Origin of the sequence: Pseudomonas sp. MPDS (genome assembly GCF_013283895.1) — a bacterium.
GTDB classification, from domain to species: Bacteria; Pseudomonadota; Gammaproteobacteria; order Pseudomonadales; family Pseudomonadaceae; genus Aquipseudomonas; species Aquipseudomonas rhizophila.
This window is the reverse complement of the sequence record NZ_CP054128.1, coordinates 5,753,623-5,780,509: the sequence shown is the minus strand read 5'-3', so window position 1 is coordinate 5,780,509 and position 26,887 is coordinate 5,753,623. Positions and strand designations below refer to the sequence as shown.

Annotated in this window: 22 protein-coding genes; 16 read left to right on the top strand and 6 right to left on the bottom strand. The window is 60.4% G+C overall.

What is annotated here, in order from left to right; all coding sequences use genetic code 11:
* Window positions 1-159 precede the first annotated feature (159 nt).
* From HQ912_RS25705 to HQ912_RS25675, 7 genes are all read left to right on the top strand, one after another.
* On the top strand, window positions 160-2,460 hold the full coding sequence (locus tag HQ912_RS25705) for a YgiQ family radical SAM protein (protein ID WP_047227320.1): 2,301 nt from the start codon (window positions 160-162) through the stop codon (window positions 2,458-2,460).
* 256 nt (window positions 2,461-2,716) lie between these two features.
* Window positions 2,717-3,634: a hypothetical protein gene (locus HQ912_RS25700; protein ID WP_047227321.1), complete on the top strand. Its 918-nt coding sequence runs from the start codon at window positions 2,717-2,719 to the stop codon at window positions 3,632-3,634.
* Window positions 3,634-4,095: a hypothetical protein gene (locus HQ912_RS25695; protein ID WP_047227322.1), complete on the top strand. Its 462-nt coding sequence runs from the start codon at window positions 3,634-3,636 to the stop codon at window positions 4,093-4,095. Before HQ912_RS25700 ends, HQ912_RS25695 begins: the two co-directional genes overlap by 1 nt.
* A complete protein-coding gene (locus HQ912_RS25690) occupies window positions 4,096-4,557 on the top strand; it encodes a hypothetical protein (RefSeq protein ID WP_076382894.1) in 462 nt (153 codons plus the stop codon).
* A 175-nt stretch (window positions 4,558-4,732) separates the two neighbouring features.
* On the top strand, window positions 4,733-8,008 hold the full coding sequence (locus HQ912_RS25685; protein ID WP_139048556.1) for a DUF2126 domain-containing protein: 3,276 nt from the start codon (window positions 4,733-4,735) through the stop codon (window positions 8,006-8,008).
* A 101-nt stretch (window positions 8,009-8,109) separates the two neighbouring features.
* Entirely contained in the window at window positions 8,110-10,596 is a 2,487-nt protein-coding gene (locus HQ912_RS25680) for a circularly permuted type 2 ATP-grasp protein (protein ID WP_173407446.1), read from the top strand.
* Complete coding sequence (locus tag HQ912_RS25675; protein ID WP_047227326.1) at window positions 10,596-11,489, top strand: transglutaminase N-terminal domain-containing protein; 894 nt, start codon at window positions 10,596-10,598, stop codon at window positions 11,487-11,489. The genes HQ912_RS25680 and HQ912_RS25675 overlap by 1 nt, the downstream gene beginning before the upstream one ends.
* Before the next feature lie 107 nt (window positions 11,490-11,596).
* Here the strand turns inward: HQ912_RS25675 and HQ912_RS25670 are convergent, their stop codons facing one another.
* The 3 genes from HQ912_RS25670 to HQ912_RS27965 form a co-directional block, all read right to left on the bottom strand.
* The gene (locus HQ912_RS25670; RefSeq protein ID WP_173407445.1) at window positions 11,597-11,791 is read right to left on the bottom strand and encodes a hypothetical protein; all 195 of its coding nucleotides are present in this window, start codon (window positions 11,789-11,791) and stop codon (window positions 11,597-11,599) included.
* Window positions 11,792-11,859: 68 nt separating this feature from the next.
* Window positions 11,860-12,447, bottom strand: coding sequence for a TIGR00730 family Rossman fold protein (locus HQ912_RS25665; RefSeq protein ID WP_047227328.1), 588 nt, complete (start codon window positions 12,445-12,447; stop codon window positions 11,860-11,862).
* A 61-nt stretch (window positions 12,448-12,508) separates the two neighbouring features.
* Complete coding sequence (locus HQ912_RS27965) at window positions 12,509-12,634, bottom strand: hypothetical protein (RefSeq protein ID WP_257220608.1); 126 nt, start codon at window positions 12,632-12,634, stop codon at window positions 12,509-12,511.
* Window positions 12,635-12,790: 156 nt separating this feature from the next.
* Here HQ912_RS27965 and azu point away from each other — a divergent pair, with 156 nt between their 5' ends.
* Window positions 12,791-13,237: an azurin gene (azu, locus tag HQ912_RS25660; protein ID WP_173407444.1), complete on the top strand. Its 447-nt coding sequence runs from the start codon at window positions 12,791-12,793 to the stop codon at window positions 13,235-13,237.
* 170 nt (window positions 13,238-13,407) lie between these two features.
* Here the strand turns inward: azu and nadE are convergent, their stop codons facing one another.
* The 3 genes from nadE to HQ912_RS25645 all read right to left on the bottom strand — a co-directional run bounded on the left by nadE (window position 13,408) and on the right by HQ912_RS25645 (window position 16,614).
* Window positions 13,408-14,235, bottom strand: coding sequence for an ammonia-dependent NAD(+) synthetase (nadE, locus tag HQ912_RS25655; protein WP_047227330.1), 828 nt, complete (start codon window positions 14,233-14,235; stop codon window positions 13,408-13,410).
* 23 nt (window positions 14,236-14,258) lie between these two features.
* On the bottom strand, window positions 14,259-15,464 hold the full coding sequence (gene pncB / locus HQ912_RS25650; protein WP_173407443.1) for a nicotinate phosphoribosyltransferase: 1,206 nt from the start codon (window positions 15,462-15,464) through the stop codon (window positions 14,259-14,261).
* Window positions 15,465-15,708: 244 nt separating this feature from the next.
* The gene (locus tag HQ912_RS25645; RefSeq protein WP_047227332.1) at window positions 15,709-16,614 is read right to left on the bottom strand and encodes a LysR family transcriptional regulator; all 906 of its coding nucleotides are present in this window, start codon (window positions 16,612-16,614) and stop codon (window positions 15,709-15,711) included.
* A 177-nt stretch (window positions 16,615-16,791) separates the two neighbouring features.
* Between HQ912_RS25645 and HQ912_RS25640 the strand changes: the two genes are divergently transcribed.
* From HQ912_RS25640 to HQ912_RS25605, 8 genes are all read left to right on the top strand, one after another.
* Complete coding sequence (locus HQ912_RS25640) at window positions 16,792-18,282, top strand: aldehyde dehydrogenase family protein (RefSeq protein ID WP_047227333.1); 1,491 nt, start codon at window positions 16,792-16,794, stop codon at window positions 18,280-18,282.
* A 156-nt stretch (window positions 18,283-18,438) separates the two neighbouring features.
* Window positions 18,439-19,722 (top strand): NAD(P)/FAD-dependent oxidoreductase, encoded by a 1,284-nt coding sequence (locus HQ912_RS25635; RefSeq protein ID WP_173407442.1) that lies wholly within the window; start codon window positions 18,439-18,441, stop codon window positions 19,720-19,722.
* 365 nt (window positions 19,723-20,087) lie between these two features.
* Window positions 20,088-21,224, top strand: a complete 1,137-nt coding sequence (locus tag HQ912_RS25630; RefSeq protein WP_173407441.1) for a branched-chain amino acid ABC transporter substrate-binding protein — start codon at window positions 20,088-20,090, stop codon at window positions 21,222-21,224.
* A gap of 170 nt (window positions 21,225-21,394) precedes the next feature.
* Window positions 21,395-22,309, top strand: a complete 915-nt coding sequence (locus tag HQ912_RS25625) for an ABC transporter permease subunit (RefSeq protein WP_047227336.1) — start codon at window positions 21,395-21,397, stop codon at window positions 22,307-22,309.
* Window positions 22,310-22,311: 2 nt separating this feature from the next.
* Window positions 22,312-23,592, top strand: a complete 1,281-nt coding sequence (gene livM / locus HQ912_RS25620; protein WP_047227337.1) for a high-affinity branched-chain amino acid ABC transporter permease LivM — start codon at window positions 22,312-22,314, stop codon at window positions 23,590-23,592.
* On the top strand, window positions 23,589-24,461 hold the full coding sequence (locus tag HQ912_RS25615; protein WP_047227338.1) for an ABC transporter ATP-binding protein: 873 nt from the start codon (window positions 23,589-23,591) through the stop codon (window positions 24,459-24,461). Before livM ends, HQ912_RS25615 begins: the two co-directional genes overlap by 4 nt.
* Window positions 24,458-25,174 (top strand): ABC transporter ATP-binding protein, encoded by a 717-nt coding sequence (locus HQ912_RS25610; protein ID WP_076382886.1) that lies wholly within the window; start codon window positions 24,458-24,460, stop codon window positions 25,172-25,174. The genes HQ912_RS25615 and HQ912_RS25610 overlap by 4 nt, the downstream gene beginning before the upstream one ends.
* An 852-nt stretch (window positions 25,175-26,026) precedes the next feature.
* Complete coding sequence (locus HQ912_RS25605; protein ID WP_047227340.1) at window positions 26,027-26,791, top strand: SDR family oxidoreductase; 765 nt, start codon at window positions 26,027-26,029, stop codon at window positions 26,789-26,791.
* The last annotated feature ends 96 nt before the right edge of the window (window positions 26,792-26,887 follow it).

The window sequence follows — 26,887 nt, the reverse complement described above, 5'->3', positions numbered from 1 at the left end:
CAGTTGACCGAGTTCCTTCAAAGGGAATGCGATTCAATGTGGGAGCGAGCCTGCTCGCGATGAGGGCGTCACCATTTCCGACCATAGTCGTCGGAATTGGTCAAATTTTGTGCTATATTCCGCGCCCGCGATTTTTCATCTTTCATACCGGTCATCGACATGCAAGCAGCCAAGCCGTTATTTGACTATCCCAAGTACTGGGCCGAATGTTTCGGCCCAGCGCCGTTCCTGCCCATGAGCAGGGAGGAGATGGATCAGCTCGGCTGGGATTCGTGCGACATCATCATCGTGACCGGTGATGCCTACGTCGATCACCCGTCGTTCGGCATGGCGATCATCGGTCGGCTGCTGGAAGCCCAGGGCTTTCGCGTCGGGATCATTGCCCAGCCAAACTGGCAGTCCAAAGACGACTTCATGAAGCTCGGCGAGCCGAACCTGTTTTTTGGCGTCGCGGCCGGCAACATGGACTCGATGATCAACCGCTACACCGCCGACAAGAAAATCCGTTCCGACGACGCCTACACCCCGGGTGGCATGGCGGGCAAGCGGCCGGACCGTGCGAGCCTGGTCTACAGCCAGCGCTGCAAGGAAGCCTACAAGCATGTGCCGATCGTGCTCGGCGGTATCGAAGCCTCCCTGCGCCGCATCGCCCATTACGATTACTGGCAGGACCGGGTGCGCAACTCGATCCTGATCGACGCCTGCGCCGACATCCTGCTCTACGGCAACGCCGAGCGGGCGATTGTCGAAGTCGCCCAGCGCCTGTCCTATGGCCACAAGATTGAAGACATCACCGATGTCCGTGGCACCGCGTTCATCCGCCGCGACACCCCGCAAGGCTGGTACGAGGTTGATTCCACCCGCATCGACCGCCCGGGCAAGATCGACAAGATCATCAACCCGTATGTGAACACCCAGGACACCGCTGCCTGCGCCATCGAGCAAGAGAAAGGTCCGGTTGAAGACCCGAGCGAAGCCAAGGTCGTGCAGATTCTGGCGAGCCCGCGCATGACTCGCGACAAGACCGTGATTCGTCTGCCGTCGGTGGAAAAGGTTCGTGGCGATGCGGTGCTCTACGCTCACGCCAACCGCGTGCTGCACCTGGAAACCAACCCGGGCAACGCCCGTGCTCTGGTGCAGAAGCATGGTGAAGTCGATGTCTGGTTCAACCCACCACCCATTCCGATGACCACTGAGGAAATGGACTACGTGTTTGGCATGCCTTACGCGCGTGTTCCGCACCCGGCGTACGGCAAGGAAAAGATCCCGGCCTACGAGATGATCCGTTTCTCGGTGAACATCATGCGTGGCTGCTTTGGCGGCTGCACCTTCTGCTCGATCACCGAGCACGAAGGCCGGATCATCCAGAACCGCTCTGAAGAATCGATCATTCGCGAGATTGAAGAGATCCGCGACAAGGTCCCGGGCTTCACCGGCGTCATTTCCGACCTCGGCGGCCCGACCGCGAACATGTACCGCATTGCCTGCAAGAGCCCGGAAATCGAATCCGCGTGCCGCAAGCCATCCTGTGTGTTCCCCGGTATCTGCCCGAACCTCAATACCGACCATTCTTCGCTCATCCAGCTGTACCGCAGCGCCCGGGCATTGCCTGGGGTGAAGAAGATCCTGATTGCCTCCGGCCTGCGTTACGACCTGGCGGTCGAGTCGCCGGAATACGTCAAGGAACTGGTGACCCACCACGTGGGTGGCTACCTGAAGATCGCCCCGGAACATACCGAGGAAGGTCCGCTCAACCAGATGATGAAACCGGGCATCGGCAGCTATGACAAATTCAAGCGGATGTTCGAGAAGTACACCAAGGAAGCCGGCAAAGAGCAGTACCTGATTCCATACTTCATCGCCGCCCACCCGGGCACCACCGACGAAGACATGATGAACCTGGCGCTGTGGCTCAAGGGCAACGGTTTCCGCGCTGACCAGGTGCAGGCGTTCTATCCGTCGCCGATGGCCACCGCCACGGCCATGTACCATTCGGGCAAGAACCCGCTGCGTAAGGTCACCTACAAGAGCGACGCGGTGACCATCGTCAAGAGCGAGGAGCAGCGCCGCCTGCACAAGGCCTTCTTGCGGTATCACGACCCCAAGGGCTGGCCGATGCTGCGCGAAGCGCTGACCCGCATGGGCCGCGCCGACCTGATCGGGCCGGGCAAGAATCAATTGATTCCGTTGCACCAGCCAGCCACCGACAGCTACCAGAGCGCCCGTCGCAAGAACTCGACGCCGGCTGGCAGCCACAAGGTAGGTAAGGAAACCACCAAGATCCTGACCCAGCACACCGGTCTGCCACCGCGCGCCAGCGACGGCGGCAACCCGTGGGACAAGCGCGAGCAGGCCAAGGCCGCGGCATTCGCCCGCAACCAGCAGGCCGCCAAGGAGCGCAAGGACGCCGCCAAGGGCAAAGGGCCGAAACCGGCGCGCAAGCCAGTCGTACCGCGCTGATCGCCAAGCCACATTGCAAACGCCAGCTTAAAAGCTGGCGTTTTGCTTTCTAGCGGCTGTGCTACTCGTTTGCTATCGTGGCGACCGCCAATGCCAGTCAGTTCCGTGCAATAAAGCCAAACACCGCTCTTGTGGCGAGGGAGCTTGCTCCCTCGCCACAGATGTCAGTGTTGGCCCTGGCAGAGCCCGGCTTGCCCGCAATCACGGCCACACAGGCAATAAAGTTCTCACCCTCGGATTTTCAAGGACGATTCATATGAGTACCCCTTTACCGGGTATCGGCATGGACTACAGCCCCTCCCAGTTCATGGCCCGCCAACGCATCGAAAGCCAGATCAACCTGCCGCGCCTGTTCGCGGCCATCGACGCCGATCCCAGTATCGTCGGCGCTGGCGTGGTGTACATCGATGCCGAATTCAACGTGGTGACCCTGCGCGAGTTCAAGCCGATTTGCAGTATCAAGCCCAAGCGGATCATCTTGCGCGAGGCGCAGAAGTACATTGCGCCGGCTCAGTTTGCTGATCAGGTAAAGAACAACCCGCGTGAGTCTCGTTTAGTGGGAGAGGCTGTCAATACGACGTTATCCTGCGCTGGCGCCATTCTGGGCTGGATTGTGGTTTTCAGTGGCACGATCGCAGTTCCATTTACAGCGGGTGCAAGCCTGGTTGTCACAGCCGTGGGGGCAACCGCCGCCGCTGCCAGTACTGCGCAGTGCGTGGTTGGGAGCATGCGTACCTACAACGAACTCAACGATCCAGCAGCTAATGATGATATGGACAGTGAGGACTGGTATCGCTACGCAATGCCAGTGTTGGATGCCGCGTCATTGCTGGGAGCCGGGGCATCCACTTTAACAACGCTCAAACTCTTGCAAGCGAGGAAGGTCTCGACTGGCAGGAGTTGGTACGAGCTTTCCAAAGGTTTGACTCGTCAGCAAAGAAAGGCATTGACCAAAGAGTTGTTAACACTGAAGGACCCAAGCCTGACTAACAAACTATTGAAGCTTCGCCAGCGTTCGGGGACGCTTGCAAAGCGTTTCACGGCTACCCAGATCAATCACGCGACCGTGACCCAGATTCGCGACTCTCTGGGGGCCGCCATCGGCTTAACGGGCAGTAGCTTGTCTGGGAACCTGAAGACAATTGCCGTGGGGCTGTATGAGGAAGTTGAATAATGGACCGCAAGCATTCATTGAACGCTTTCCTCGCTCATTATTTTCCAACCTTCATCTGCGCTTTTTTTCTAGCCTGTTTCGCGGTTTCCGCTTCAATTTCATTAGTCTCTAGCACTTACTTTCGAGGCGATCCTGAACGGGCCAAGTATTCTTTTCTGGTTGCGTTGATCCTCTCTTTGCTCTTGGCGTTGAGCCATTTCGTCATGATCAGGGGGCGGTCATGGGGTGTTCGTGCCATCGTTGTGTTCTATCTGGCGTGTCTCTTCACGGTCCTCCCCACCTACGGCTACAAGCCGCATCCTTTTGCCTATGTGACGGGGTTGTTGTTCCCGTTGCTGGGGCTGCTATTGCTCAACAGTAAGCGCCATCGAGAGATGCGCCAGAAATTGTCGGAGTTGCGCGAGGAGCGTATGGCGATAAGGTCTGCCGTCCGTTTACAGAAGAAAAGGAAAGGACGCTAGATGGAAAACTATCCGACTTTCATCCATTTTATGAAGCGCTACTTTCCGACCTTCATCGCAACGATATTCGTGGCGAAAATATCGTGTTTACTGGCGCTCTTTGCTCTTCTCGACAGTTTTTTTGTGCGCGCTACGTTGTCGAGCCAAGCGAAAATTTCCGCTGTATGCATTGCTATTTGTACGTTGGTTCTGGTCCATAGCAACTTTATGGTCGTGCGCGGCAGAGCGGGTTGGGTCTGGGTGTTTGCCGGGCTTTTTGTGGTCTGTCTGTTGTGTGTCTTGCCGACTATTGGTTATCGCCCGAATCGATTCGTTTATGCGGCGGGTCTGTTTTTTCCATTGCTCGGGCTGCTACTGCTCAACAGCAAACGTCACCGCGAAATGCGCAGCAAGCTGGTAGAAGTCCGCCGCCAACGCGAACTCTTCATCCAGGCCGCCAAAGCCTCCCGCTCACGGCGTTGAGTCGATTCGCTACCGCCGCTGCCACATTTATGTGCTTAGCTTTGCACCCGAATGCGAGCATCGCGCGCTTTTAGTGCTCTACTGCCTTGAGTAGACGAAGAAAGTGTCCGGCTTGCCTGCATGGCATAAGTCTTGCGCCGCTTTCGATAACGCCCAGGCTCGCAGGAGGTACGTCGTGTCGATTCACGTCGCATTGCACCATGTCACGCATTACCGGTACGACCGCGCTGTCGAGCTCGGTCCGCAGATCGTTCGCCTGCGCCCGGCGGCCCACAGCCGCACGCGCATTCTTTCTTATGCGCTGAAGGTCGCGCCCGATCAGCACTTCATCAACTGGCAGCAGGATCCCCAGGGCAATTACCTGGCGCGGTTGGTGTTTCCCGAGAAAACCCGGGAGCTGCGCATTGAAGTCGATCTGCTGGCTGAAATGGCGGTGTTCAATCCGTTCGACTTTTTCCTGGAGCCCTACGCGGAAAAAATCCCGTTCACCTATGCCGCCGACGAGCGCAAGGAGTTGGCGCCTTACCTTGAAACCCTGCCGTTGACGCCGAGATTCCAGGCCTATCTGGACGGCATCGACCGCACGCCGTTGCCGGCGGTGGATTTCCTGGTGGCGCTCAACCAGCGCCTGAGCGAAGACATCAACTACCTGATCCGTATGGAACCGGGCGTCCAGACCCCGGAGCACACCCTGGAGCATGCGTCCGGTTCCTGCCGCGACTCGGCCTGGTTGCTGGTGCAGTTGTTGCGCAACCTTGGCCTGGCCGCGCGGTTCGTTTCCGGCTACCTGATCCAGTTGACCGCCGACGTGAAAAGCCTCGACGGTCCGTCCGGTACCGAGGTGGATTTCACCGACTTGCATGCCTGGTGCGAGGTCTACCTGCCCGGTGCCGGCTGGATCGGCCTGGATGCGACGTCCGGGTTGTTCGCCGGTGAAGGGCATATCCCGTTGGCCTGTAGTCCCGATCCGTCCTCGGCGGCGCCCATCAGTGGCTTGGTGGAACCGTGCGAGTGCGAATTCAGCCACGAAATGTCCGTCGAGCGGATCTGGGAAGCGCCACGGGTCACCAAGCCCTACACCGAAGAGCAGTGGCTGGCGATTCAGGCGTTGGGCCGGAAAATTGATGCCGACCTGCTGGAAGGCGATGTGCGCCTGACCATGGGGGGCGAACCGACCTTCGTCTCGATTGATGACCCGGACGGCGCCGAATGGAACACCGCCGCGCTGGGGCCGGACAAACGTCGCCTCTCCGCCGAGCTGTTCCAGCGCATGCGCAAGCATTATGCGCCCCAGGGGCTTGTGCATTTTGGCCAGGGCAAGTGGTACCCCGGTGAGCAGTTGCCGCGCTGGTCGCTCAACTGCTATTGGCGGCGTGACGGAGTGCCGATCTGGCACAACAGTGCGTTGATCGCTGACGAGCAGCAGGACTACGGCGCCGACGGCGAAATGGCCGGGCGCTTTCTGACAAGCGTTGCCGAGCGTTTGAAAATTCCTGCGCGATTCGTGTTCCCAGCCTACGAGGACAATTTCTATTACCTCTGGCGCGAAGGTGCATTGCCATCGAACGTCACGGCCCAGGACCCCCGCCTGGAAGATGCTTTGGAGCGGGAACGGTTGCGCAAGGTCTTCAGTCAGGGCCTGGATAAAGTGATCGGGCAGGTCCTGCCGCTGGCGCGTACCGCCAAGGGCGATCAATGGCAAAGCGGTCGATGGTACCTGCGCGATAGTCACTGCCGGTTGGTTCCGGGGGATTCGCCCTTGGGCTACCGCCTGCCATTGGCTTCCCAGCCCTGGGTGACAGCGGCCGAATACCCTTTCATTCATCCCACCGACCCGAACCAGGACCTGCCGGCGCTGCCCGATGCTGAACGCCTGGCTCGTCATGGTGAGCCGGCAACCGAGCAGGATCGTGCCCCGCAGATTGACGAATCCGCCGACTGGCTGACCCGCACGGCGTTTTGTGCCGAGGCTCGCGAGGGGCGTTTGTACCTGTTCATGCCGCCCCTGGAGCGGGTCGAGGATTATCTGGAACTGGTCAGCGCCATCGAAGCGACAGCCGAGGAGCTGCATTGCCCGGTACTGTTGGAAGGCTACGAGCCACCGAGCGACCCGCGCCTGAGTAACTTTCGCATCACCCCCGATCCGGGTGTGATCGAGGTTAACGTGCAGCCGTCCGCGACCTGGGATGAACTGGTCGAGCGCACCGAGTTTCTTTACGAAGAGGCGCGACAGACACGGCTGACCACCGAGAAATTCATGATCGACGGTCGGCACACCGGCACCGGTGGTGGCAACCATTTCGTACTAGGGGGCGCAACCCCGGCCGACTCTCCCTTTCTACGGCGCCCTGACCTGCTGCGCAGTCTCATCAGCTACTGGCATAACCACCCGTCGTTGTCCTACCTGTTTTCCGGCTTGTTCATCGGCCCGACGTCCCAGGCGCCCCGGGTGGACGAAGCGCGCAACGATGCGTTGTATGAGCTGGAAATTGCCTTCGCACAAATGCCGCAACCTGGCGAAGAGTGCCCGCCCTGGCTGGTTGATCGGCTGTTGCGCAATCTGTTGATCGACGTGACCGGCAACACCCATCGTGCCGAATTTTGCATCGACAAGCTCTATTCGCCGGACGGCGCCACCGGGCGTCTCGGTCTATTGGAGCTGCGGGCTTTTGAAATGCCGCCCCACGCCCGTATGAGCCTGGCCCAGCAGCTATTGCTGCGGGCGCTGGTGGCGCGGTTCTGGCGTGAGCCCTACCTGCCTGCGAAGCTGGCGCGGTGGGGGACCGAACTGCATGACCGCTTCCTGTTGCCGCATTTTATCGAACAGGATTTTGCCGACGTCATCAATGAACTGAACGCCGCCGGTTACCCGCTGCGGGCCGAATGGTTCGCCGCGCACCTGGAGTTTCGTTTTCCCAAGGTGGGTGATTACGCGGTCAGCGGCATCGAACTGCAATTGCGCCAGGCCCTTGAACCCTGGCATGTACTGGGAGAAGAGGGGGCAGCGGGCGGCACCGTGCGCTATGTGGACTCTTCTCTTGAACGTTTGCAGGTCAAGCTTAGCGGCCTGGCGCCGCAACGGTATTTGCTGACCTGCAACGGTGTTCCGGTGCCGCTTCAAGCCACCGGCCGGGTCGGCGAATTTGTCGCCGGGGTGCGTTTTCGCGCTTGGCAACCGGCCAACTGCCTGCAGCCGACCATTGCGGTCCATGCGCCGTTGGTCTTCGATTTACTCGACACCTGGACGCAACGTTCGGTGGGGGGGTGCCAGTATCATGTGGCCCATCCGGGGGGACGTAATTACGACAGCCTGCCGGTGAATGCCAATGAGGCGGAGAGCCGGCGAATGGCGCGTTTTTTCCGTCTCGGACACACGCCTGGGAAACTTCCGATACCTCACCTGACAGTGGACGACGAGTTTCCCCTCACGCTCGATCTGCGACGTTTTTGAGAGCGCTCCCTAAGTCGTACACGACACCCGGATATTTCAACTATCCGGGTGTCATGCGCTTGCGCTAGTCTCACGTTTCATTGCTGTCTGCCGAGCTTTCCATGCCTGACCTGCTTGACCGTTACCCGCTGACGACGGGCACCTATCACGAACTGTTGGACGACAGCGGCGCGGTGCGCGGGCACTGGCGCCGCCTGCTCGACCATTTGCAGCGCAGTACGCCGGCCCAACTGCTCCAGCGTCAGGCACTGTTGGCCCGGCAGATCCAGGAAAACGGTGTCACTTACAACGTCTATGCGGACCCGAAGGGCGCCGACCGGCCGTGGGAGCTGGACCTGCTGCCCCACGTGATCGATGCGCAGGAGTGGAAGCACCTGTCGGCGGGCATCGCCCAGCGTGCACGCTTGCTCAACGCAGTACTGGCCGACCTGTACGGGCCGCAACGGCTGATCAGTGAGGGGCTGCTGCCGGCGGAACTGGTGTTCGGGCACAACAATTTTCTCTGGCCGTGCCAGGGCATCACGCCGCCGGACGGCATTTTCCTGCACCTGTATGCCGTGGACCTGGCCCGTACGCCCGACGGTCGCTGGTGGGTCACGGCGGATCGAACCCAGGCGCCTTCGGGGGCCGGGTATGCGCTGGAAAATCGCATGATCGTCTCCCGCGCCTTTCCCGACTTGTATCGTGACCTGAAGGTCAAGCACCTGGCCGGTTTCTTCCGCACCTTGCAGCAGACCCTTGCGCGTCAGGCCCCCAGTGATGGCGAGTCGCCGCTGGTGGTGCTGTTGACGCCTGGACGGTTCAACGAAAGCTATTTCGAACACCTTTACCTGGCGCGCCAGCTGGGCTATCCGCTGGTGGAAGGGAGCGACCTGACCGTTCGCGACGCCACGGTGTACCTCAAGACCCTGAGCGGGCTACGACGGGTTCACGCCATCATGCGCCGGCTCGACGATGATTTCTGCGACCCGTTGGAGCTGCGCACCGATTCGGCCTTGGGTGTACCGGGATTGTTGGAGGCGGTGCGCCAGGGCCGGGTTCTGGTGGCCAATGCCTTGGGCAGCGGCGTGCTGGAATCACCGGGCTTGTTGGGCTTTTTGCCAAAGATCAGCCAGTTTCTGTTCGGTGAGGAACTGATACTGCCGTCCATCGCCACCTGGTGGTGCGGTGAGCCGCCGGTGCTGGCCCAGGCCTTGGAAAAACTGCCGCATTTGCTGATCAAACCGGCGTTTCCTTCCCAAAGTTTCAGCCCGGTATTGGGGCGCGACCTGAACGAACAACAGCGTGCACTTCTGGCCGCGCGCATGCAGGCGCGTCCCTACGCCTATGTCGCCCAGGAACTGGCGCAGCTGTCCCAGGCACCGGTCTGGCAGGCCGAAGACGGTCAGCTTCAGCCGCGGGCCATCGGCATGCGCGTGTATGCCGTTTCCGGGGAGGATGACTATCGGGTGCTGCCGGGCGGCCTGACCCGCGTGGCGGCCGAGGCCGACGCCGAAGTGGTATCGATGCAGCGAGGTGGCGCCAGTAAGGACACTTGGGTCTTGGGAGAACAGCCGCCCAGTGGCGAACAATGGAAGGCCCAGCGAACCGTGGGCGTCCACGATCTGGTTCGGCGTGATCCCTATCTGCCGTCCCGCGTCGTGGAAAATCTGTTCTGGTTCGGTCGCTACTGCGAGCGCTGTGACGACAGTGCGCGGCTGCTGCGGATCATGCTGGCGCGCTATGTCGATGGCGACGACCCGCAAGCGCTGCTGTCGGCGGTGTCCCTGGGGGAAAGCCTGATGCTGTTGCCGGAGGAGGGCGAGCTGCCCGAGCGACTGCTGGCGGCCTTGTTGGGGGACGATTGGTCGTTCAGCCTGCGTTCCAACCTGCAGCGATTGCAGTGGGCGGCCTCCCAGGTTCGCGGCAAGCTGTCCCGGGAGAACTGGCAGGCACTGGTGGAGCTGCAGCGCGAAGCCATGGAGCTGGAAACCGCGGAGCCGGATTTCGGTGAGTTGCTGGATTTTCTCAACCGTTTGGTGATGTCCCTGGCGGCGTTGTCCGGATTCGCGTTGGACGACATGACCCGCGACGAGGGCTGGCGTTTCCTGATGATCGGTCGTCGTCTGGAGCGCCTGCAATTTCTCAGCAGCAGCCTGGCGGCGTTCCTGCGAGGCGAGGCGGTGTTCGACCAGGCGGGGCTGGACTGGTTGCTGGAACTGGGCAACAGCAGCATCACCTATCGTTCGCGTTACCTGGCGGTGGCCCAGTTGATTCCGGTGCTCGACCTGCTGTTGCTGGACGAACAAAACCCTCACGCGGTGCTCTTCCAGTTGAAACTGGTGGCCCGTACCCTCAAGCGCTTGAACGATGACTTCGGCGCGCCCAGGGAAACCGCCTTGCCAGAGCTGGTCGCTCGCCTGTCATGCTTTGACCTGCGTTGCCTGGAGAGTCCGCTGTTCGGCGAGGCCAGCCTGCGCGCAGCCCTCGATGGCTTGGCCGATCTGTTGCAGGAAGTGGCCGACGTCAGCGGCCAGGTGTCCGATCGCCTGGCCTTGCGTCATTTCGCTCACGTCGATGACGTCAGCCAGCGTACGGTGTCCGTCTGATGAGCGCTCGTTACCAGATATTCCACGACACCCACTACCATTACGACAGCCCGGTATCCCTGGCCCAGCAGCTTGCTCACCTGTGGCCGCGCCCCTGTGAGTGGCAGCGTTGCACCGAGCAGCAGTTGTTGATCAGCCCGGAGCCGACGACCCGCCGCGATGAGCTGGATGTGTTCGGCAACCCACTGACCCGCCTGGCGTTCGAACGGCCCCATGACGAGTTGCTGGTCAACGCGCGTCTGAGCGTGGAAGTGTTGGCGCGTCCTGTGCTGGACTTCAGTTTGTCCCCCGCCTGGGAGTCAACCCGTCATGCGTTGACCTACAGCGGCCGGCCAATGGCTGCTCCGTTGCTGGATGCGTGCCGCTATCGTTTCGAGTCACCCTATGTGCACCTCAAGCGCAGCTTTGTCGAGTTTTCCGAAAGCTGTTTCGCGCCGGGGCGCCCATTGATGCTCGGCGTGCGGGCGCTGATGGAGAAAATATTCGAGGAGTTCACCTTCGATGCCGAAGCCACCCAGGTGGCAACGCCGCTGGTGGAGGTGCTGGAACGGCGGCGGGGCGTTTGCCAGGACTTTGCTCACCTGATGCTGGCCTGCGTGCGCTCCCGCGGGTTGGCGGCGCGTTACGTCAGCGGCTACCTGTTGACTCAACCGCCGCCGGGTCAGCCACGGTTGATCGGTGCCGATGCCTCGCACGCCTGGATCTCGGTGTTTTGCCCGGTGCTGGGCTGGGTGGACTTCGACCCGACCAACAACGTTCAGCCGGCGCTGGAACACATCACATTGGCCTGGGGCCGGGATTTTTCCGATGTGTCGCCGTTGCGGGGAGTCATTCTGGGCGGCGGTGATCATGACCCCGAAGTGCGGGTGACGGTGATGCCGCTTGAATCGTAAACAGATCCCAGTGTGGGAACGGACTGGGCTGTGAGGGCCGGCAGCGAGGCTGCCGACCCTGGACACAGAACCGGGGGGCCGGATCAGATCATCGGGCCCTGAGGGTATCAGGCGTCGGGCGTCTGATCTTTCGGTGCATCAACATCTACGTCTGCTGCCACGTCGCCTTCGGTATCCGGGGTCAGTGCTGCTGCTTCTTCTTCTTCAGCGGTAGCTTTCTTGCGCTGAAGCTTTTCCTCTTTCTTCTGCTCCTTGGCCAAGTCTCTCTGACGTTTGGCGAAGGAATAATTGGGTTTGGCCATGGGCGATCCTCTGGGGTCGAAGGTGAGGTTGAGCGGCGCGTATTCTGCCCTGTATCGGGGTCGAGCCGTTAGCTGGGTTTTTGTTCGGCCCACTTTGGCTGCACCGACGGTTGCCATTCGTCCAGCGCATCGAGCAGGTGGTGGGGTGATTCGCTCACTTGCAGCATGTCACGGTGGGGCCCACGGACGAAGCCTTCGCCGACGATATGATCAAGAAAACCGGTGAGTTTGCTGTAGAAACCGTTCACTTCCAGCAGCCCCAGCGGTTTGTTGTGATAGCCGAGCTGGCCCCAGGTCCAGACTTCGAACAACTCCTCCAGCGTGCCAAGGCCGCCGGGCAGGGCGATGAAGGCATCGCTGAGCTGAGCCATGCGTGCCTTGCGGGCGTGCATGCCGTCCACCACTTCCAGGCGGGTCAGGCCGCTGTGGCCGATTTCCTTGTCTTTGAGGCTCTGCGGGATGATACCAATCACTTCGCCGCCGGCCGCCAGGGCCGCATCGGCGACGATGCCCATCAAGCCGACCGCGCCGCCGCCATAGACCAGGGTCAGTTTTCGTTCTGCCAACGCACGCCCCAAGGCCTGCGCCGCTTCACGATAGGCTGGGTGGCTACCGGTGCTGGCGCCGCAAAATACACAAACAGACGCTAAAGACATGCCTTACTCCGTGGTCAGTAACTGGACCAGAGTAAAGCCTGGCTTTGGCTGCGCAAAGCAATTAAACCTCGCGCCGGGGTTTTTCGTAGGTGCCACTGGCACCGCAGGCGTAGGCGGCAAGCAAGCTGCACAGCAGGCCGTTGAGGTTCATGATGCGGTACTCCAGAGAGGTGATGGAGCTGATCATATGGCCGCCTCATACCTTTGGCTGGTTGATTATGCTCATCAGGCTGATAGCCTTAAGTTGTATACAATCTTTGACTCAGGTCATAGGAACTTGTCTGAAATTCAGGCAGTCTTCCCCATTGACGGAATTTTTCTAACCATGCCTTGGAGATTCACCATGTTTGCCAAACTTGCTGCAGTATCCCTGTTGACGCTGGCCAGCAGCCAGCTGATGGCAGCCGAGTGCAAGACCACCATCGACTCGACCGACCAGATGTCCTTCAGCACCAAGGCCATCGAGATCGACAAGAGCTGCAAGACCTTCACCGTTGAACTGACTCACTCAGGCAACTTGCCGAAGAACGTCATGGGCCATAACTGGGTACTGAGCAAAGAGGCTGACATGCAGCCGATTGCTACCGATGGCCTGGCAGCCGGCATCGACAAGAACTACCTCAAAGAAGGCGATGCGCGCATCATCGCTCACACCAAGCTCATTGGGGCCAAGGAGAAGGACTCGGTGACTTTCGATGTATCGAAACTGAGCGCCGATGAGAAATACGGCTTCTTCTGCTCGTTCCCGGGCCACATCTCGATGATGAAAGGCACGGTTACCCTGAAGTAATCACATCAGGCATAAAAAAAGCGCCCGTTTCAGGGCGCTTTTTTGTGCCTGGCCGATAACCGCACCTCCTGTGGGAGCGAGCCTGCTCGCGATGACGGCAGCACATTCAACATCAATGCAAACTGACCCACCGCTATCGCGAGCAGGCTCGCTCCCACAGGGATTGCCGGTCACGGCGCGTACGGCATCACCCGCTTGTGCTCGGTCTTGCGATAGGTCTCGCAAATGATTCGAGCGGCTTCTTCGCGCACCGGCAGCCCATGCAGGAACGCATCGATCTCGCCATAGGTCACGCCGTGGGCGGCTTCGTCGGGCTTGCCGGGCGACAGGTCCTCAAGGTCGGCAGTGGGGACTTTTTCCACCAGCGATTCCGGCGCACCGAAGTCTCGGGCAATAGCCCGGACCTGGTTTTTCACCAGGCCGCTCAACGGCGCCAGGTCACAGGCGCCGTCACCGAACTTGGTGAAGAAACCCATCACGGCTTCGGCCGCATGGTCGGTGCCGATGACCAGGCCTTGCTCGGCACCGGCGATGGTGTACTGCGCCACCATGCGCATCCGCGCCTTGGTATTGCCCAGCACGAAATCCCGGGAGCCCGGCCCTTTGCCTTCGAACGCCAGTACTTCCTTGGCCAGTGCCTTGACCGCCGGACCGATGTTGACGGTATGGCGCTCGTCCGGCTCGATGAAGTCCACGCAGGCCTGGGCTTCATGTTCGTCGAACTGGGTTTCGTACGGCAGGCGCACGGCAATGAACTTGTAGGCGGCGTTGCCGGTTTTCTCCCGCAGTTCACGCGCGGCGCGTTGGGCCAACAGGCCGGCGGTCAGCGAATCGACCCCGCCGCTGATGCCCAGTACGAGGGTCTTGAGTCCGGAGTTGACCAGACAATCCTGGATAAAGCCCACCCGACGAGCGACTTCGGCCTTGAGGGCAGCGTCATCGGCGAACGGTGGCTGAACCTTGAGCTGTTCAGCAATCTCACGCTGTACGGCTTGCATGAATTCACTCCTTGCTTGGTGTGTCAAAGGGCGGCAGGTACTTGGAAAACGTGTCGCATGTAAGCGACGAAATTCGGGTCTTTGCAGTGGGTCTTGCCGGGCTCGTCTGAAATCTTGGCCACGGGTTGCCCGTCACAGCTGATCATTTTAAGCACGATGCTCATCGGCTCCACACCCGGGATGTCACACGTCAGGTTGGTGCCGATACCGAAGCTGACATTAATGCGACCACGCAATGCCCGAAAAATCTCCAGGCATTTGGGCAGTGTCAGGCTATCGGAGAACACCAGCGTCTTGCTCATCGGGTCGATACCGAGCTTGTGGTAGTGAGCAATGGCTTTTTCGGCCCAGATGACCGGGTCCCCGGAGTCATGGCGCAAGCCGTCGAACAGCTTGGCGAAGAACAGATCGAAGTCCTTGAGGAAAGCGTCCATGGTGATGCAATCGGTCAGTGCGATTCCCAGCAGGCCCCGGTACTCACGCACCCAGCAATCGAGGGCGGCGATCTGACTGTCGATCAGCCGCGGGCCCAGTTGCTGATGGGCCATGATCCATTCGTGGGCCATGGTGCCCAGGGGTTTCATGTCCAGCTCGCGGGACAGGTGCACATTGCTGGTGCCGACGAAGCGTCCAGGGAAATCGTGCTTGAGCACGTTGACGACTTCTTCCTGGACGCGATAGGAAAACCGCCGGCGGGTGCCGAAGTCCGCGACCTGCAGTTCGGATAACTCGTCGGCGCTGGCGTTGGCGGTCAGCCAGTCGAACTTGCGATACAGCTGTTCGCGCGCCTGCTCCAGAACGATCTCGCGGTAGCGATAGCGATTACGTACCTCGCTGACGATGGCCAGCAGCGGCACTTCGAACAGAATCACATGCAACCATGGCCCACACAGGCGGATAAACAGCTCGCCGTTCTCGATACCGGTGTGCACATAGCGCAGATTGAAACGGAACAGGCCCAGAAAACGCAGGAAATCGGGTTTGAGGAAGCTGATGCGCTCCAGGAAGCCCAACTGGTCGACGCTCAGATTCAGCTCGGCCAGGCGTTCGATCTGAAAGCGGATCTCCGCCAGATACGGGCGCAGGTCTTCGCTGTTGCGGCAGCGAAATTCCCATTCGACTTCGACGTTGGGGTAGTTGTGCAGCACCGCCTGCATCATCGTCAGTTTGTAGAAGTCGGTGTCGAGCAGGTTCTGCACGATGCGATCGGCAAATACACTCTCGCTCATGGCGGGAATCTCCAGACAGGCCGCTGCGGCGGGCAGCGGGGTGAAGCGGTTGGTGGTGAAGGGGCTAGTGGCGCATAACCCTGGTGAGTATTGCCAGCGATTTTTTAACGGCGGGTACCCCGCTGGAGTGTCTGGATATGCCAACGGGCCTCATTGCGGGCAAGCCTTGCTCCCACAAGAGAGTGGGCGACCGGCAGCTGTGCACACCCCCTGTGGGAGCAAGGCTTGCCCGCGATAGCCATGCTCAAGGTGCCATTGAGGCCTCGATCTGCTCCAGCATCCACTCCACAAAAAGCCTGACCTTGGGCACTTCCGCCGAATGTTCAGGATAGGCCAGGTAATAGGCATCGGTACTGGGCATCGCATAGTGCCAGGGGATCACCAGCTTGCCGTCAGCCAGTTCTTCTTCCACCAGAAAGCGCGGCAGCAGGGCGACGCCGCAGCCAACCTGGGCGGCCCGGATGCACATGTAGAACGTTTCGAAGCGCGGCCCGTGGTAGCTGTGTTCGGTGTGATAACCCTGGCTGGCGAACCAGTCGTGCCAGGCCTGGGGGCGTGAGGCGTTTTGCAGCAGCACCAGATCGGTCAGTTGCGTCGGGTCGCTGAAGGGCTGGGCCGGCAGATTGCCAGGCGCGCAGACCGGCACCAGTTCTTCGCCGAACAGTTTCAGGGATTCGGCGCCGGGCCGTGAGCCCTGGCCGAAATAGAACGCCAGGTCGCTGCGCCCCTGAAGCAAGTCGTCGGCCTCCTGCTCGCTGCACAGGTCCAGATGAATTTTCGGGTGCCGCAGGCGCCAGCCTTTGAGCCGTGGGACCAGCCAGCGAGCTCCGAAGGTTGGCGGTGTGGAAACCCGTAGGACTTCGGTATCGCCGCCGTAGGAGCGCAAGTAGTGGGTCGACATCTCCACCTGCGTAAGGATTTTTCGTACCTCCCCCAGGTACAAATCCCCGGCCGGTGTCAGCTGCAAGCGTCGACGTACGCGGCGAAACAGCAAATGCTGTAGCAGTTCCTCCAACTGTGCGACCTGTTTGCTGACGGCGCTCTGAGTCAGGTTCAGCTCTTCGGCGGCGCGAGTGAAGCTCAGGTGTCGGGTCACCGCTTCGAAGCACTGTAGCGCCGTGATCGACGGCAAATAGCGTTTATTGATCATGATGAGGCCTTATTTCTTGTGGCGCTGCTTATCCGGTCATGGCCAGCATGAATAAACGGAATGATATCTCGCTTAAAGGTCGTTTGTTGGCAAGTCTCGGGCCAGCTACAACTACAGGTCTGATCAGCCGTGATCGTCCGGCTGCCAATTCTTTGTCTTTTGTTTGAGGAATTAACCATGGTTGCTGCATTGCTTGATCGTCTGGGTGTCGAACCGGCCTTGTACCAGAGCGGCACACAACCGGTGCATTCGCCCATCGACGGCAGTCGCATCGGCGCCGTGAACTGGGAGGGCGCCGCAGAGGTTGAGCAGCAGGTCAGCCGCGCCGAGCATGCGTTCGACCTGTGGCGCCAGGTGCCGGCCCCTCGCCGCGGCGAGTTGGTACGTCAATTTGGTGATCTGCTGCGCGAGTACAAGGCCGACCTCGGCGAGCTGGTGTCCTGGGAAGCCGGCAAGATCACCCAGGAAGGTTTGGGTGAAGTGCAAGAGATGATCGACATCTGCGACTTCGCAGTCGGTCTGTCCCGTCAGCTGTACGGCCTGACCATCGCCTCCGAGCGTCCGGGCCACCACATGCGTGAATCCTGGCATCCGCTGGGCGTGGTCGGCGTGATCAGCGCTTTCAACTTCCCCGTGGCGGTCTGGGCCTGGAACACCACGCTGGCCCTGGTTTGCGGCAATGCGGTGATCTGGAAACCCTCGGAAAAGACCCCGCTCACCGCCCTGGCCTGCCAGGCGTTGTTCGAACGTGTGCTGAAGAACTTCAGCGATGCGCCACCGTACCTCAGTCAAGTGATCATCGGCGGTCGCGATGCCGGCGAAGCGCTGGTGGACGATCCGCGCGTGGCGTTGATCAGCGCCACCGGCAGCACCCGCATGGGCCGTGAAGTGGCGCCGAAAGTCGCCGCGCGCTTTGCCCGCAGCATCCTCGAGCTGGGTGGCAACAATGCGATGATCCTGGCCCCCAGCGCCGATCTGGACATGGCCGTGCGCGCCATCCTGTTCAGCGCCGTCGGCACCGCCGGCCAACGTTGCACGACGCTGCGCCGCCTGATTGCCCATGAGTCAGTGAAAGAAGAGATCGTCAGCCGGCTCAAGGCCGCTTATTCGAAAGTGCGCATCGGCCATCCGCTGGAAGGCAACCTGGTCGGGCCGCTGATCGACAAGCAGAGCTTCGAAAACATGCAGGATGCACTGGAGCAGGCCTTGAGCGAAGGCGGGCGAGTATTTGGTGGCAAACGTCAGCTTGAAGACCAGTTCCCGAATGCCTATTACGTCTCGCCGGCCATCGTCGAGATGCCGGAGCAGAGCGATGTGGTGTGCCACGAAACCTTCGCGCCGATCCTTTATGTGGTCGGCTACAAGGATTTTGCCCAGGCCCTGCAACTCAATAACGCGGTGCCTCAAGGCCTGTCGTCCTGCATCTTCACCACGGACGTGCGTGAAGCCGAGCAATTCATGTCAGCAGTGGGCAGCGACTGCGGCATCGCCAACGTCAACATCGGCCCGAGCGGCGCGGAAATCGGCGGCGCGTTCGGCGGCGAGAAAGAGACTGGCGGCGGACGTGAGTCAGGCTCCGATGCATGGCGCGGTTACATGCGTCGCCAGACCAACACCGTGAACTACTCGCTGGAGCTGCCGTTGGCGCAGGGGATTACCTTCGACTGAGGTCGTGTCAACGAGTGTCCCCTGTGGGAGCGAGCCTGCTCGCGATAGCGTCGGATCAGCCAACATGGATGTTGCAAGGTAAACCGCATCGCGAGCAGGCTCGCTCCCACCATGAGTTTATGTGCAGTGGTTGGGTTTCATTTCCGGAGTCTGGCAATGCCGTTACGCGAAGAATGTCTGTGGGAAAAACTGACGCCGCAAAGACCTGAAAATACCGCCCTCACCGGCGAAATCACGGTGGATGTCTGCGTGATCGGCGCAGGTTTTACCGGTTTGTCGGCGGCGGTGCATTTGCTCGAACAAGGCAAGCGCGTGGCTGGGCTGGAGGCCCATCGGGCCGGGCATGGTGGGTCGGGGCGCAATGTCGGATTGGTCAACGCCGGCTTGTGGATCCCGCCGGATGAGATAGAAGCCGGCTTCGGCGAAGCGGTGGGCAGCCAGCTCAATCGCATGCTCGGGGCGGCGCCGGCGCTGGTGTTCAGCCTCGTCGATAAATACAACATTGATTGCCAGCTGCGCCGCGAAGGCACGCTGCACATGGCTCACAACGCCAGGGGCGAAGCGGACCTGCGCAGTCGTGAAGAACAATGGAAGCGCCGTGGCGCCCCGGTGGAGTTGCTCACCGGCCAGGCGTGTGCCCAGGCCACGGGCACCTCGAAAATCGCTGCGGCATTGCTCGACCGGCGTGCCGGCACGCTAAATCCGATGGCCTACACCAGTGGGCTGGCCAAGGCTGCCAGCGACCTTGGTGGCCAGTTGTTTGATCATTCCCCCGTCACGCGCCTGGAACGCCAAGGGCAGCGCTGGTCGGTGCAAACTGCCCAGGGTTCGGTACTGGCCGAGCAAGTGGTGATCGCGTCCAATGCCTACACCGAAGGTGACTGGACGGAGCTGCGGCGCAATTTCTTTCCCGGTTACTACTATCAGGTTGCCTCCGCTCCGCTGACCGACGAAGCGGCGCAGCGCATTCTGCCAGGCGGCCAGGGCTCGTGGGACACCCGCCAGGTCTTGAGCAGCATTCGTCGGGACAAGGACGGGCGTCTGTTGCTGGGTAGCCTGGGGAATGGCAATCGCAAACCCACCTGGTTCCTCAAGGCGTGGGCCGACCGGGTGCAACAGCACTATTTCCCTTACCTCAAGCCGGTGGAATGGGAATGCACCTGGACCGGGTGTATCGCCTTCACCCCCGATCACCTGATGCGCCTGTTCGAGCCGGCCCCCGGTCTGGTGGCCGTGACGGGTTACAACGGCCGCGGCGTGACGACTGGCACAGTAGTGGGCAAAGCCTTTGCCGACTATCTGTGTCACGGCGACGCCAGCGCGCTGCCGATTCCCTTCGCCGCCATGCGGCCACTGGCCGGGACAGGCTTGCGCAGCTGCTTGTATGAAGCGGGTTTTTCGCTGTATCACGCCGGCCAGTGCCTGCGAATTGTGATCTGAATGTTGAAAAATGTTGCCGCAGCGCTCGTTTTCCACCACAACGTCTAGCCTGTTATGGTGCGGGTTGTAGCAGTTGTGCACCGCCAGTGTGCAGTTCGGTGACGCGGGTTGTTACAGGTGGGTTGCACGTCGTTTCGTGTGATGGTTGCAATGATGGCTCAGGGAGGGTTGTACCCATTTGGTTCTATGGTTGTACCTTGTGCGGTTTAGACGGTTGCACGCCCAATAAAAAAGGGCTCGAAACAGTCGAAATAACAATAAAGCAGCGACTTTTTTAAGAATAAAAAACCGATGGCACGGCGCTTGCTCTGAGCTTTTCAGTGAAGTCGCAGTGCCAACTAAAAAAAACCTTGGAGCACCACCTCATGTCCCAGACGTTTTACAAGAAAGGCTTTCTGGCCCTCGCAGTGGCAGCTGCGCTGGGTGTTTCTGCGTTTGCTCAGGCCGACGTCAAGATCGGCGTAGCGGGTCCGATGACCGGTGCCAACGCGGCATTTGGCGAGCAGTACATGAAAGGCGCACAAGCGGCGGCAGACGAGATCAATGCCAAGGGTGGCGTGAACGGCGAGAAAATCATTCTGGTACAGGGCGACGACGCCTGCGAACCGAAGCAGGCCGTGGCCGTGGCCAACCGCTTTGTCGATCAGGACAAGGTTCTTGGCGTGGTCGGTCACTTCTGTTCCTCGTCCACCATCCCGGCGTCCGAGGTCTACGGCGATGCCGGCATCATCTCCATCACTCCGGGTTCCACCAACCCGCAGGTCACCGAGCGCGGCCTGAGCGCGATGTTCCGTATGTGCGGTCGTGACGACCAGCAGGGCATCGTCGCCGGCGACTACATCGTTGACGTGCTCAAGGGCAAGAAAGTGGTCGTCCTGCACGACAAGGACACCTACGGTCAGGGCCTGGCGGATGCTACCAAGGCGCAGTTGGCCAAGCGTGGCGTGGAGCCGGTGCTGTACGAAGGCCTGACCCGTGGCGAGAAAGACTTCAGCGCCGTGGTCACCAAGATCCGTTCGGCCGGTGCCGACGTGGTCTACTTCGGCGGTCTGCACCCGGAAGCCGGCCCACTGGTCCGCCAGTTGCGTGAGCAAGGCCTCAAGGACGTGAAATTCATGTCCGACGACGGCATCGTCACCGACGAACTGGTCACCACCGCCGGCGGCCCGCAATACGTGGATGGTGTGTACATGACCTTCGGCGCCGACCCACGCCTGCTGCCAGACAGCAAGGCCGTGGTGGACGCGTTCCGTGCCAAGGGCACCGAGCCGGAAGGCTACACCCTGTACGCCTACGCCTCGGTCCAGGCCTTGGCGGCCGGTTTCAACGGCGCCAAGAAAAATGACGGCGAAGCCGCGGCCGAATGGCTCAAGGCCAATCCGGTCCAGACCGTGATGGGCAAGAAGGAGTGGGACTCCAAGGGTGACCTGAAAGTCTCCGACTACGTGGTTTACCAGTGGGACAAGGACGGCAAATACCATCAGCTGGAAAAACAGAAGTGACATGAACGGCTGAATCGCCCGGCGCCCCAGGTGCCGGGAGGTTTATCCGTATTCATGCAGTACCTGTCTTTTCTCCCGAGAGCTGCGCGCACATCGTGCAGCGTCGGCGGCTGAACCCCGGTCCGTCGCAGCGGTGTGCGTGCAGTCTCTCAAATGCGTGAGATTGCGTTATGGATGGTATTTTCCTGCAGCAACTGATCAATGGCCTGACCCTCGGGTCGGTCTATGGTCTGATCGCCATCGGCTACACAATGGTCTACGGCATCATCGGCATGATCAACTTCGCCCACGGCGAGGTTTACATGATCTCTGCGTACCTCGCGGCGATCAGTCTGGCTCTGCTGGCCTGGTTCGGTATCGAATCCTTCCCCCTCATGATTCTCGGCACGCTGGTGTTCACCGTGGTGGTGACCGGCGTCTACGGCTGGGTGATCGAGCGCGTCGCCTACAAACCCCTGCGTAACTCCACTCGCCTGGCACCGCTGATCAGTGCCATCGGCATTTCGCTGATCCTGCAGAACTATGCCCAGATCAGCCAGGGCGCTCGCCAACAGGGCGTGCCCACGTTGCTCGAAGGCGCCATGCGCGTGGACATCGGCAGCGGCTTCGTCCAGCTGACCTACACCAAGATCTTCATCCTGGTCGCCGCATTCGCCGGGATGGCCTTGCTGACCTACATCATCAAGTACACCAAGCTCGGCCGTATGTGCCGCGCGACCCAGCAAGACCGCAAGATGGCCTCCATCCTCGGGATCAACACCGACCGGGTGATTTCCTATGTGTTCGTCATCGGTGCGGCCATGGCGGCCCTGGCCGGTGTGCTGATCACCATGAACTACGGCACCTTCGACTTCTATGCCGGCTTCATCATCGGCATCAAGGCGTTCACCGCGGCGGTACTCGGCGGCATCGGTTCCCTGCCTGGGGCGATGCTGGGCGGGATCATCCTCGGCATCTCCGAGTCGCTGTTCGCCGGTCTGATCAACTCTGACTACAAAGACGTGTTCAGTTTCTCGCTGCTGGTGCTGATTCTGATTTTCCGTCCCCAAGGCCTGTTGGGTCGCCCACACGTGGCGAAGGTATAAGTATGTCTGCTGCCAATAAACCGATTGATATCAAAAAGAGCGTCATCGACGCGATCCTGGCTGGCCTGATCTCGCTGATCGTGTTCGGGCCGATTGTCGGCGTGGTGCTCGACGGCTACAGCTTCAACCTGCAACCGGCCCGCGTGGGCTGGCTGGTGGCGATCGTGATGGTCGGGCGCTTTGCCTTGAGCCTGTTTCTGCAAACCCCCAAGGGTCTGAAGATTCTCCAGGGGTTCGAAAGCACCAGCTCCGGCGTGCATGTGCTGCCGCCAGACTACAAGTCGCGCCTGCGCTGGATCATCCCGGCGTTGATCGTGATTGCCATCGTGTTCCCGTTTTTTGCCAACAAATACGTGCTCACGGTGGTCATCCTCGGGCTGATCTATGTACTGCTGGGCCTGGGGCTTAACATCGTGGTCGGCCTGGCCGGGCTGCTCGACCTGGGTTACGTGGCGTTCTATGCCATCGGCGCCTATGGCCTGGCGCTGGGTTACCAATACCTGGGGCTGGGGTTCTGGACGGTGCTGCCGCTGGCGGCGATTGCGGCGGCGATGGCCGGGTGCATATTAGGATTCCCCGTGTTGCGAATGCACGGTGACTACCTGGCCATCGTGACCCTGGGTTTTGGCGAGATCATCCGGCTGGTGCTCAACAACTGGCTGTCGTTTACCGGCGGGCCGAATGGCATGCCGGTGCCGTCGCCGACCTTCTTCGGCCTGGAGTTCGGCCGGCGAGCGAAGGAGGGCGGGGTGCCGTTCCACGAGTTCTTCGGCATTGCCTACAACCCCAACGTCAAATTCCTGTTCATCTACATCGTCCTGTTCATCACCGTGTTGCTGGTGCTCTACGTCAAGCATCGCCTGACCCGCATGCCGGTCGGTCGCGCCTGGGAAGCCTTGCGCGAAGACGAGATCGCCTGCCGCTCCATGGGCCTGAACCATGTGCTGGTCAAGCTCTCGGCGTTCACCATTGGTGCTTCCACGGCGGGCCTGGCAGGCGTGTTCTTTGCCAGTTACCAGGGCTTCGTCAACCCCTCGTCGTTCACCTTCTTCGAGTCGGCGCTGATTCTGGCGATCGTGGTACTGGGCGGCATGGGGTCGACAGTGGGCGTGGTCATCGCTGCATTTGTCCTCACCGTGGCGCCGGAGTTGCTGCGCAGCTTCTCGGAATACCGGGTGCTGCTGTTCGGCGTGCTGATGGTGTTGATGATGATCTGGCGCCCGCGCGGCCTGATTCGCATCAGTCGTACCGGGGTGACGCCGCGTAAGGGAGTAGCGCCATGAGCGAAGTCGTGCTTACCGTTGAAAACCTGATGATGCAATTCGGTGGGATCAAGGCCCTCAGCGACGTCAGCCTGCAAGTCAAGCGCAACTCGATCTTCGCCCTGATCGGCCCCAACGGTGCGGGCAAGACCACGGTGTTCAACTGCCTGACCGGTTTCTACAAGGCCACAGGCGGCAAAATCGAGCTCAATGTGCGCGGCGAGCGGACCGATGTCATCAAGCTGTTGGGCGAACCGTTTCGTCCCACTGACTTCGTGTCCCCCAAATCCTTCGCCAGCCGGGTGTTCTACAAGATGTTCGGCGGCACCCACCTGGTGAACCGTGCAGGCCTGGCGCGGACCTTCCAGAACATTCGCCTGTTCAAGGAAATGTCCGTGCTGGAGAACCTGTTGGTGGCTCAGCACATGTGGGTCAATCGCAGTCTGGTGGCGGGCGTGCTCAACACCAAGGGTTACCGCCAGGCAGAAAGCGATGCCCTGGACCACGCCTTCTACTGGCTGGAAGTGGTGGACCTGGTGGATTGCGCCAACCGGCTGGCGGGCGAACTTTCCTATGGCCAGCAACGGCGCTTGGAAATTGCCCGGGCCATGTGCACCCGCCCGCAGATCATCTGTCTCGACGAACCGGCCGCCGGCCTAAACCCTCAGGAAACCGAAGCGCTGAGCGCGATGATCCGGCTGCTGCGCGACGAGCACGATCTGACCGTGGTGCTGATCGAACACGACATGGGCATGGTAATGAGCATTTCCGACCACATCGTGGTGCTGGACCACGGCAACGTGATCGCCGAGGGCGGTCCCGAGGCGATTCGCAACGATCCGAAGGTGATCGCGGCCTACCTGGGTGCCGATGAAGAGGAGCTGGTATGAGTGGACCTATCCTCGAACTCAAGGAGCTGGACGTATTCTATGGGCCGATCCAGGCCCTGAAAAAAGTCTCGATGCACATTGGGGAAGGTGAAACCGTCAGCCTGATTGGCTCCAACGGTGCCGGCAAGTCCACGTTGCTGATGTCGATTTTCGGCCAGCCGCGGGCGGCGAGTGGGCAGATTATCTACCAGGGCGTGGACATCACGCACAAGTCGTCCCACTACATCGCCTCCAACGGCATCGCGCAATCGCCGGAAGGACGGCGGGTATTCCCTGACATGACCGTTGAGGAAAACCTGTTGATGGGCACCATTCCCATCGGTGACAAGCACGCCAGCGAAGACATGCAGCGCATGTTCGAGCTGTTCCCGCGGCTCAAGGAGCGGCGCAACCAGCGGGCCATGACCATGTCCGGGGGCGAGCAGCAGATGCTCGCCATCGCCCGGGCGCTGATGAGCCGGCCCAAGTTGTTGCTGCTCGATGAACCCAGCCTGGGATTGGCGCCGATCGTGGTCAAACAGATCTTCGCCACCTTGCGGGAACTGGCGTCCACCGGCATGACGATCTTTCTGGTGGAGCAGAACGCCAACCACGCCCTCAGGCTGTCGGACCGGGCCTATGTGATGGTCAACGGTGAAATCCGCCTGACCGGCACCGGCAAGGAACTGCTGGTCAACGAAGAGGTGCGCAACGCGTATCTGGGCGGCCATTGACACAAGGCCAGCCATGAAAAAACCGGCGATTGAATCGCCGGTTTTTTTATCTTTCAAAGCCACCACCATTCCCCTTGTGGGGGCGAGCCTGCTCGCGATGGCGCCGGACCATCCAACCTCTTTATATCGGACATGACCCTATCGCGAGCAGGCTCGCTCCCACAGGGTTTGGCGCTGTGCCCGAGAATTGTGGACAACAATCCTGAGCCCCTGCGAAACCGCGACATAAAGTCGCCGCAAACAGTTGTTTTGTCACGGTTTTGACTTGTCCCCGTTTGCTGTGGAACCGGCTGTGGGTAACGTGGGAGTAGCTGGCTGCAAGCCTCTGAATACGTGGCTTTCAGGCGTGTGGTTGTTTTTTGATCAGGGGTTTTCGGTCAAGCGGGTACGAGGGTTGTCAACACTTTTATGAGGGTCGCCAAAGGCTTGGAAATCTGTGCGCAAGCCTGTGGATAAGTCTGTGATTAAACTCTGGAAAGACCGCGCTGAGGGCCGAATTTGCTGGCTTGAAGCCATCGTTCTTTTTACTGTCGGCTTATAGCAGATAAGTCGATCTGCACAACCTGCATTGCAGGGTCAAGGGAAAAAATTTTCCAAATCCCTCGCAAAGCCTTATGCACAGCGGCTTGGGGAGTTTGCACTTGCCCCCGATTGCTGTGGACCCGCCTGTGGATAAGGTGCGGGCAACCGCCTGTGGCCCTTGTTTCATAAGGCCTGGCGCCGATTGGTTGTTTTATGAGCAATGCTCGAATGAAACCTCGCTTCCAGAAGTCTTGCCCATGCTGTGCCAGGCCGGGCATGCTGTGGGCCGATTTCCATTCATTGGCCGTTTTGAGCCCCAAGGAGAACACGATGTCCAACACCCTGTTTATTACCGGCGCAACGTCCGGTTTCGGTGAAGCCTGTGCCCGTCGTTTTGCCGAAGCAGGCTGGAAACTGGTGCTGACCGGTCGTCGTGAAGAACGCCTCACTGCCCTGTGCGCCGAGTTGTCGAAGCAGACTGAAGTCCATGGTCTGGTGCTTGATGTGCGTGACCGCACAGCCATGGAGGAGGCGATCGCCAACCTGCCACCGTCCTTCGCCAAATTGCGGGGCTTGATCAACAACGCCGGTCTGGCGCTGGGCGTTGATCCTGCGCCCAAGTGCGACCTCGATGACTGGGACACGATGGTCGATACCAACGTGAAAGGTTTGATCTACAGCACCCGCCTGCTGTTGCCGCGGCTGATCGCTCATGGCCGTGGTGCCGGGATCGTCAACCTGGGGTCCATCGCCGGCAACTATCCGTACCCTGGCAGCCACGTGTACGGGGCGAGCAAGGCGTTCGTCAAACAGTTCTCCCTGAACCTGCGTTGCGATCTGCAAGGCACTGGCGTGCGGGTAAGCAACATTGAGCCGGGTCTGTGCGAGAGCGAGTTTTCCCTGGTGCGCTTTGCGGGTGACCAGGAACGCTACAACGCGACCTATGCCGGGGCCGAGCCGATCCAGCCGCAGGATATCGCCGACACCATTTTCTGGGTGCTCAACACTCCGGCCCACATCAATATCAACAGCCTGGAATTGATGCCTGTGAGCCAGACCTGGGCCGGGTTTGCCATTGAGCGCAACAAGGCGTAAGACCGCGTTATCGTTCATCGCGGGCAAGCCTTGCTCCCAAAGAGTTGACTCATCTATGGGGCAAGGTCGGCCAAATGTCTGTGGGAGCAAGGCTTG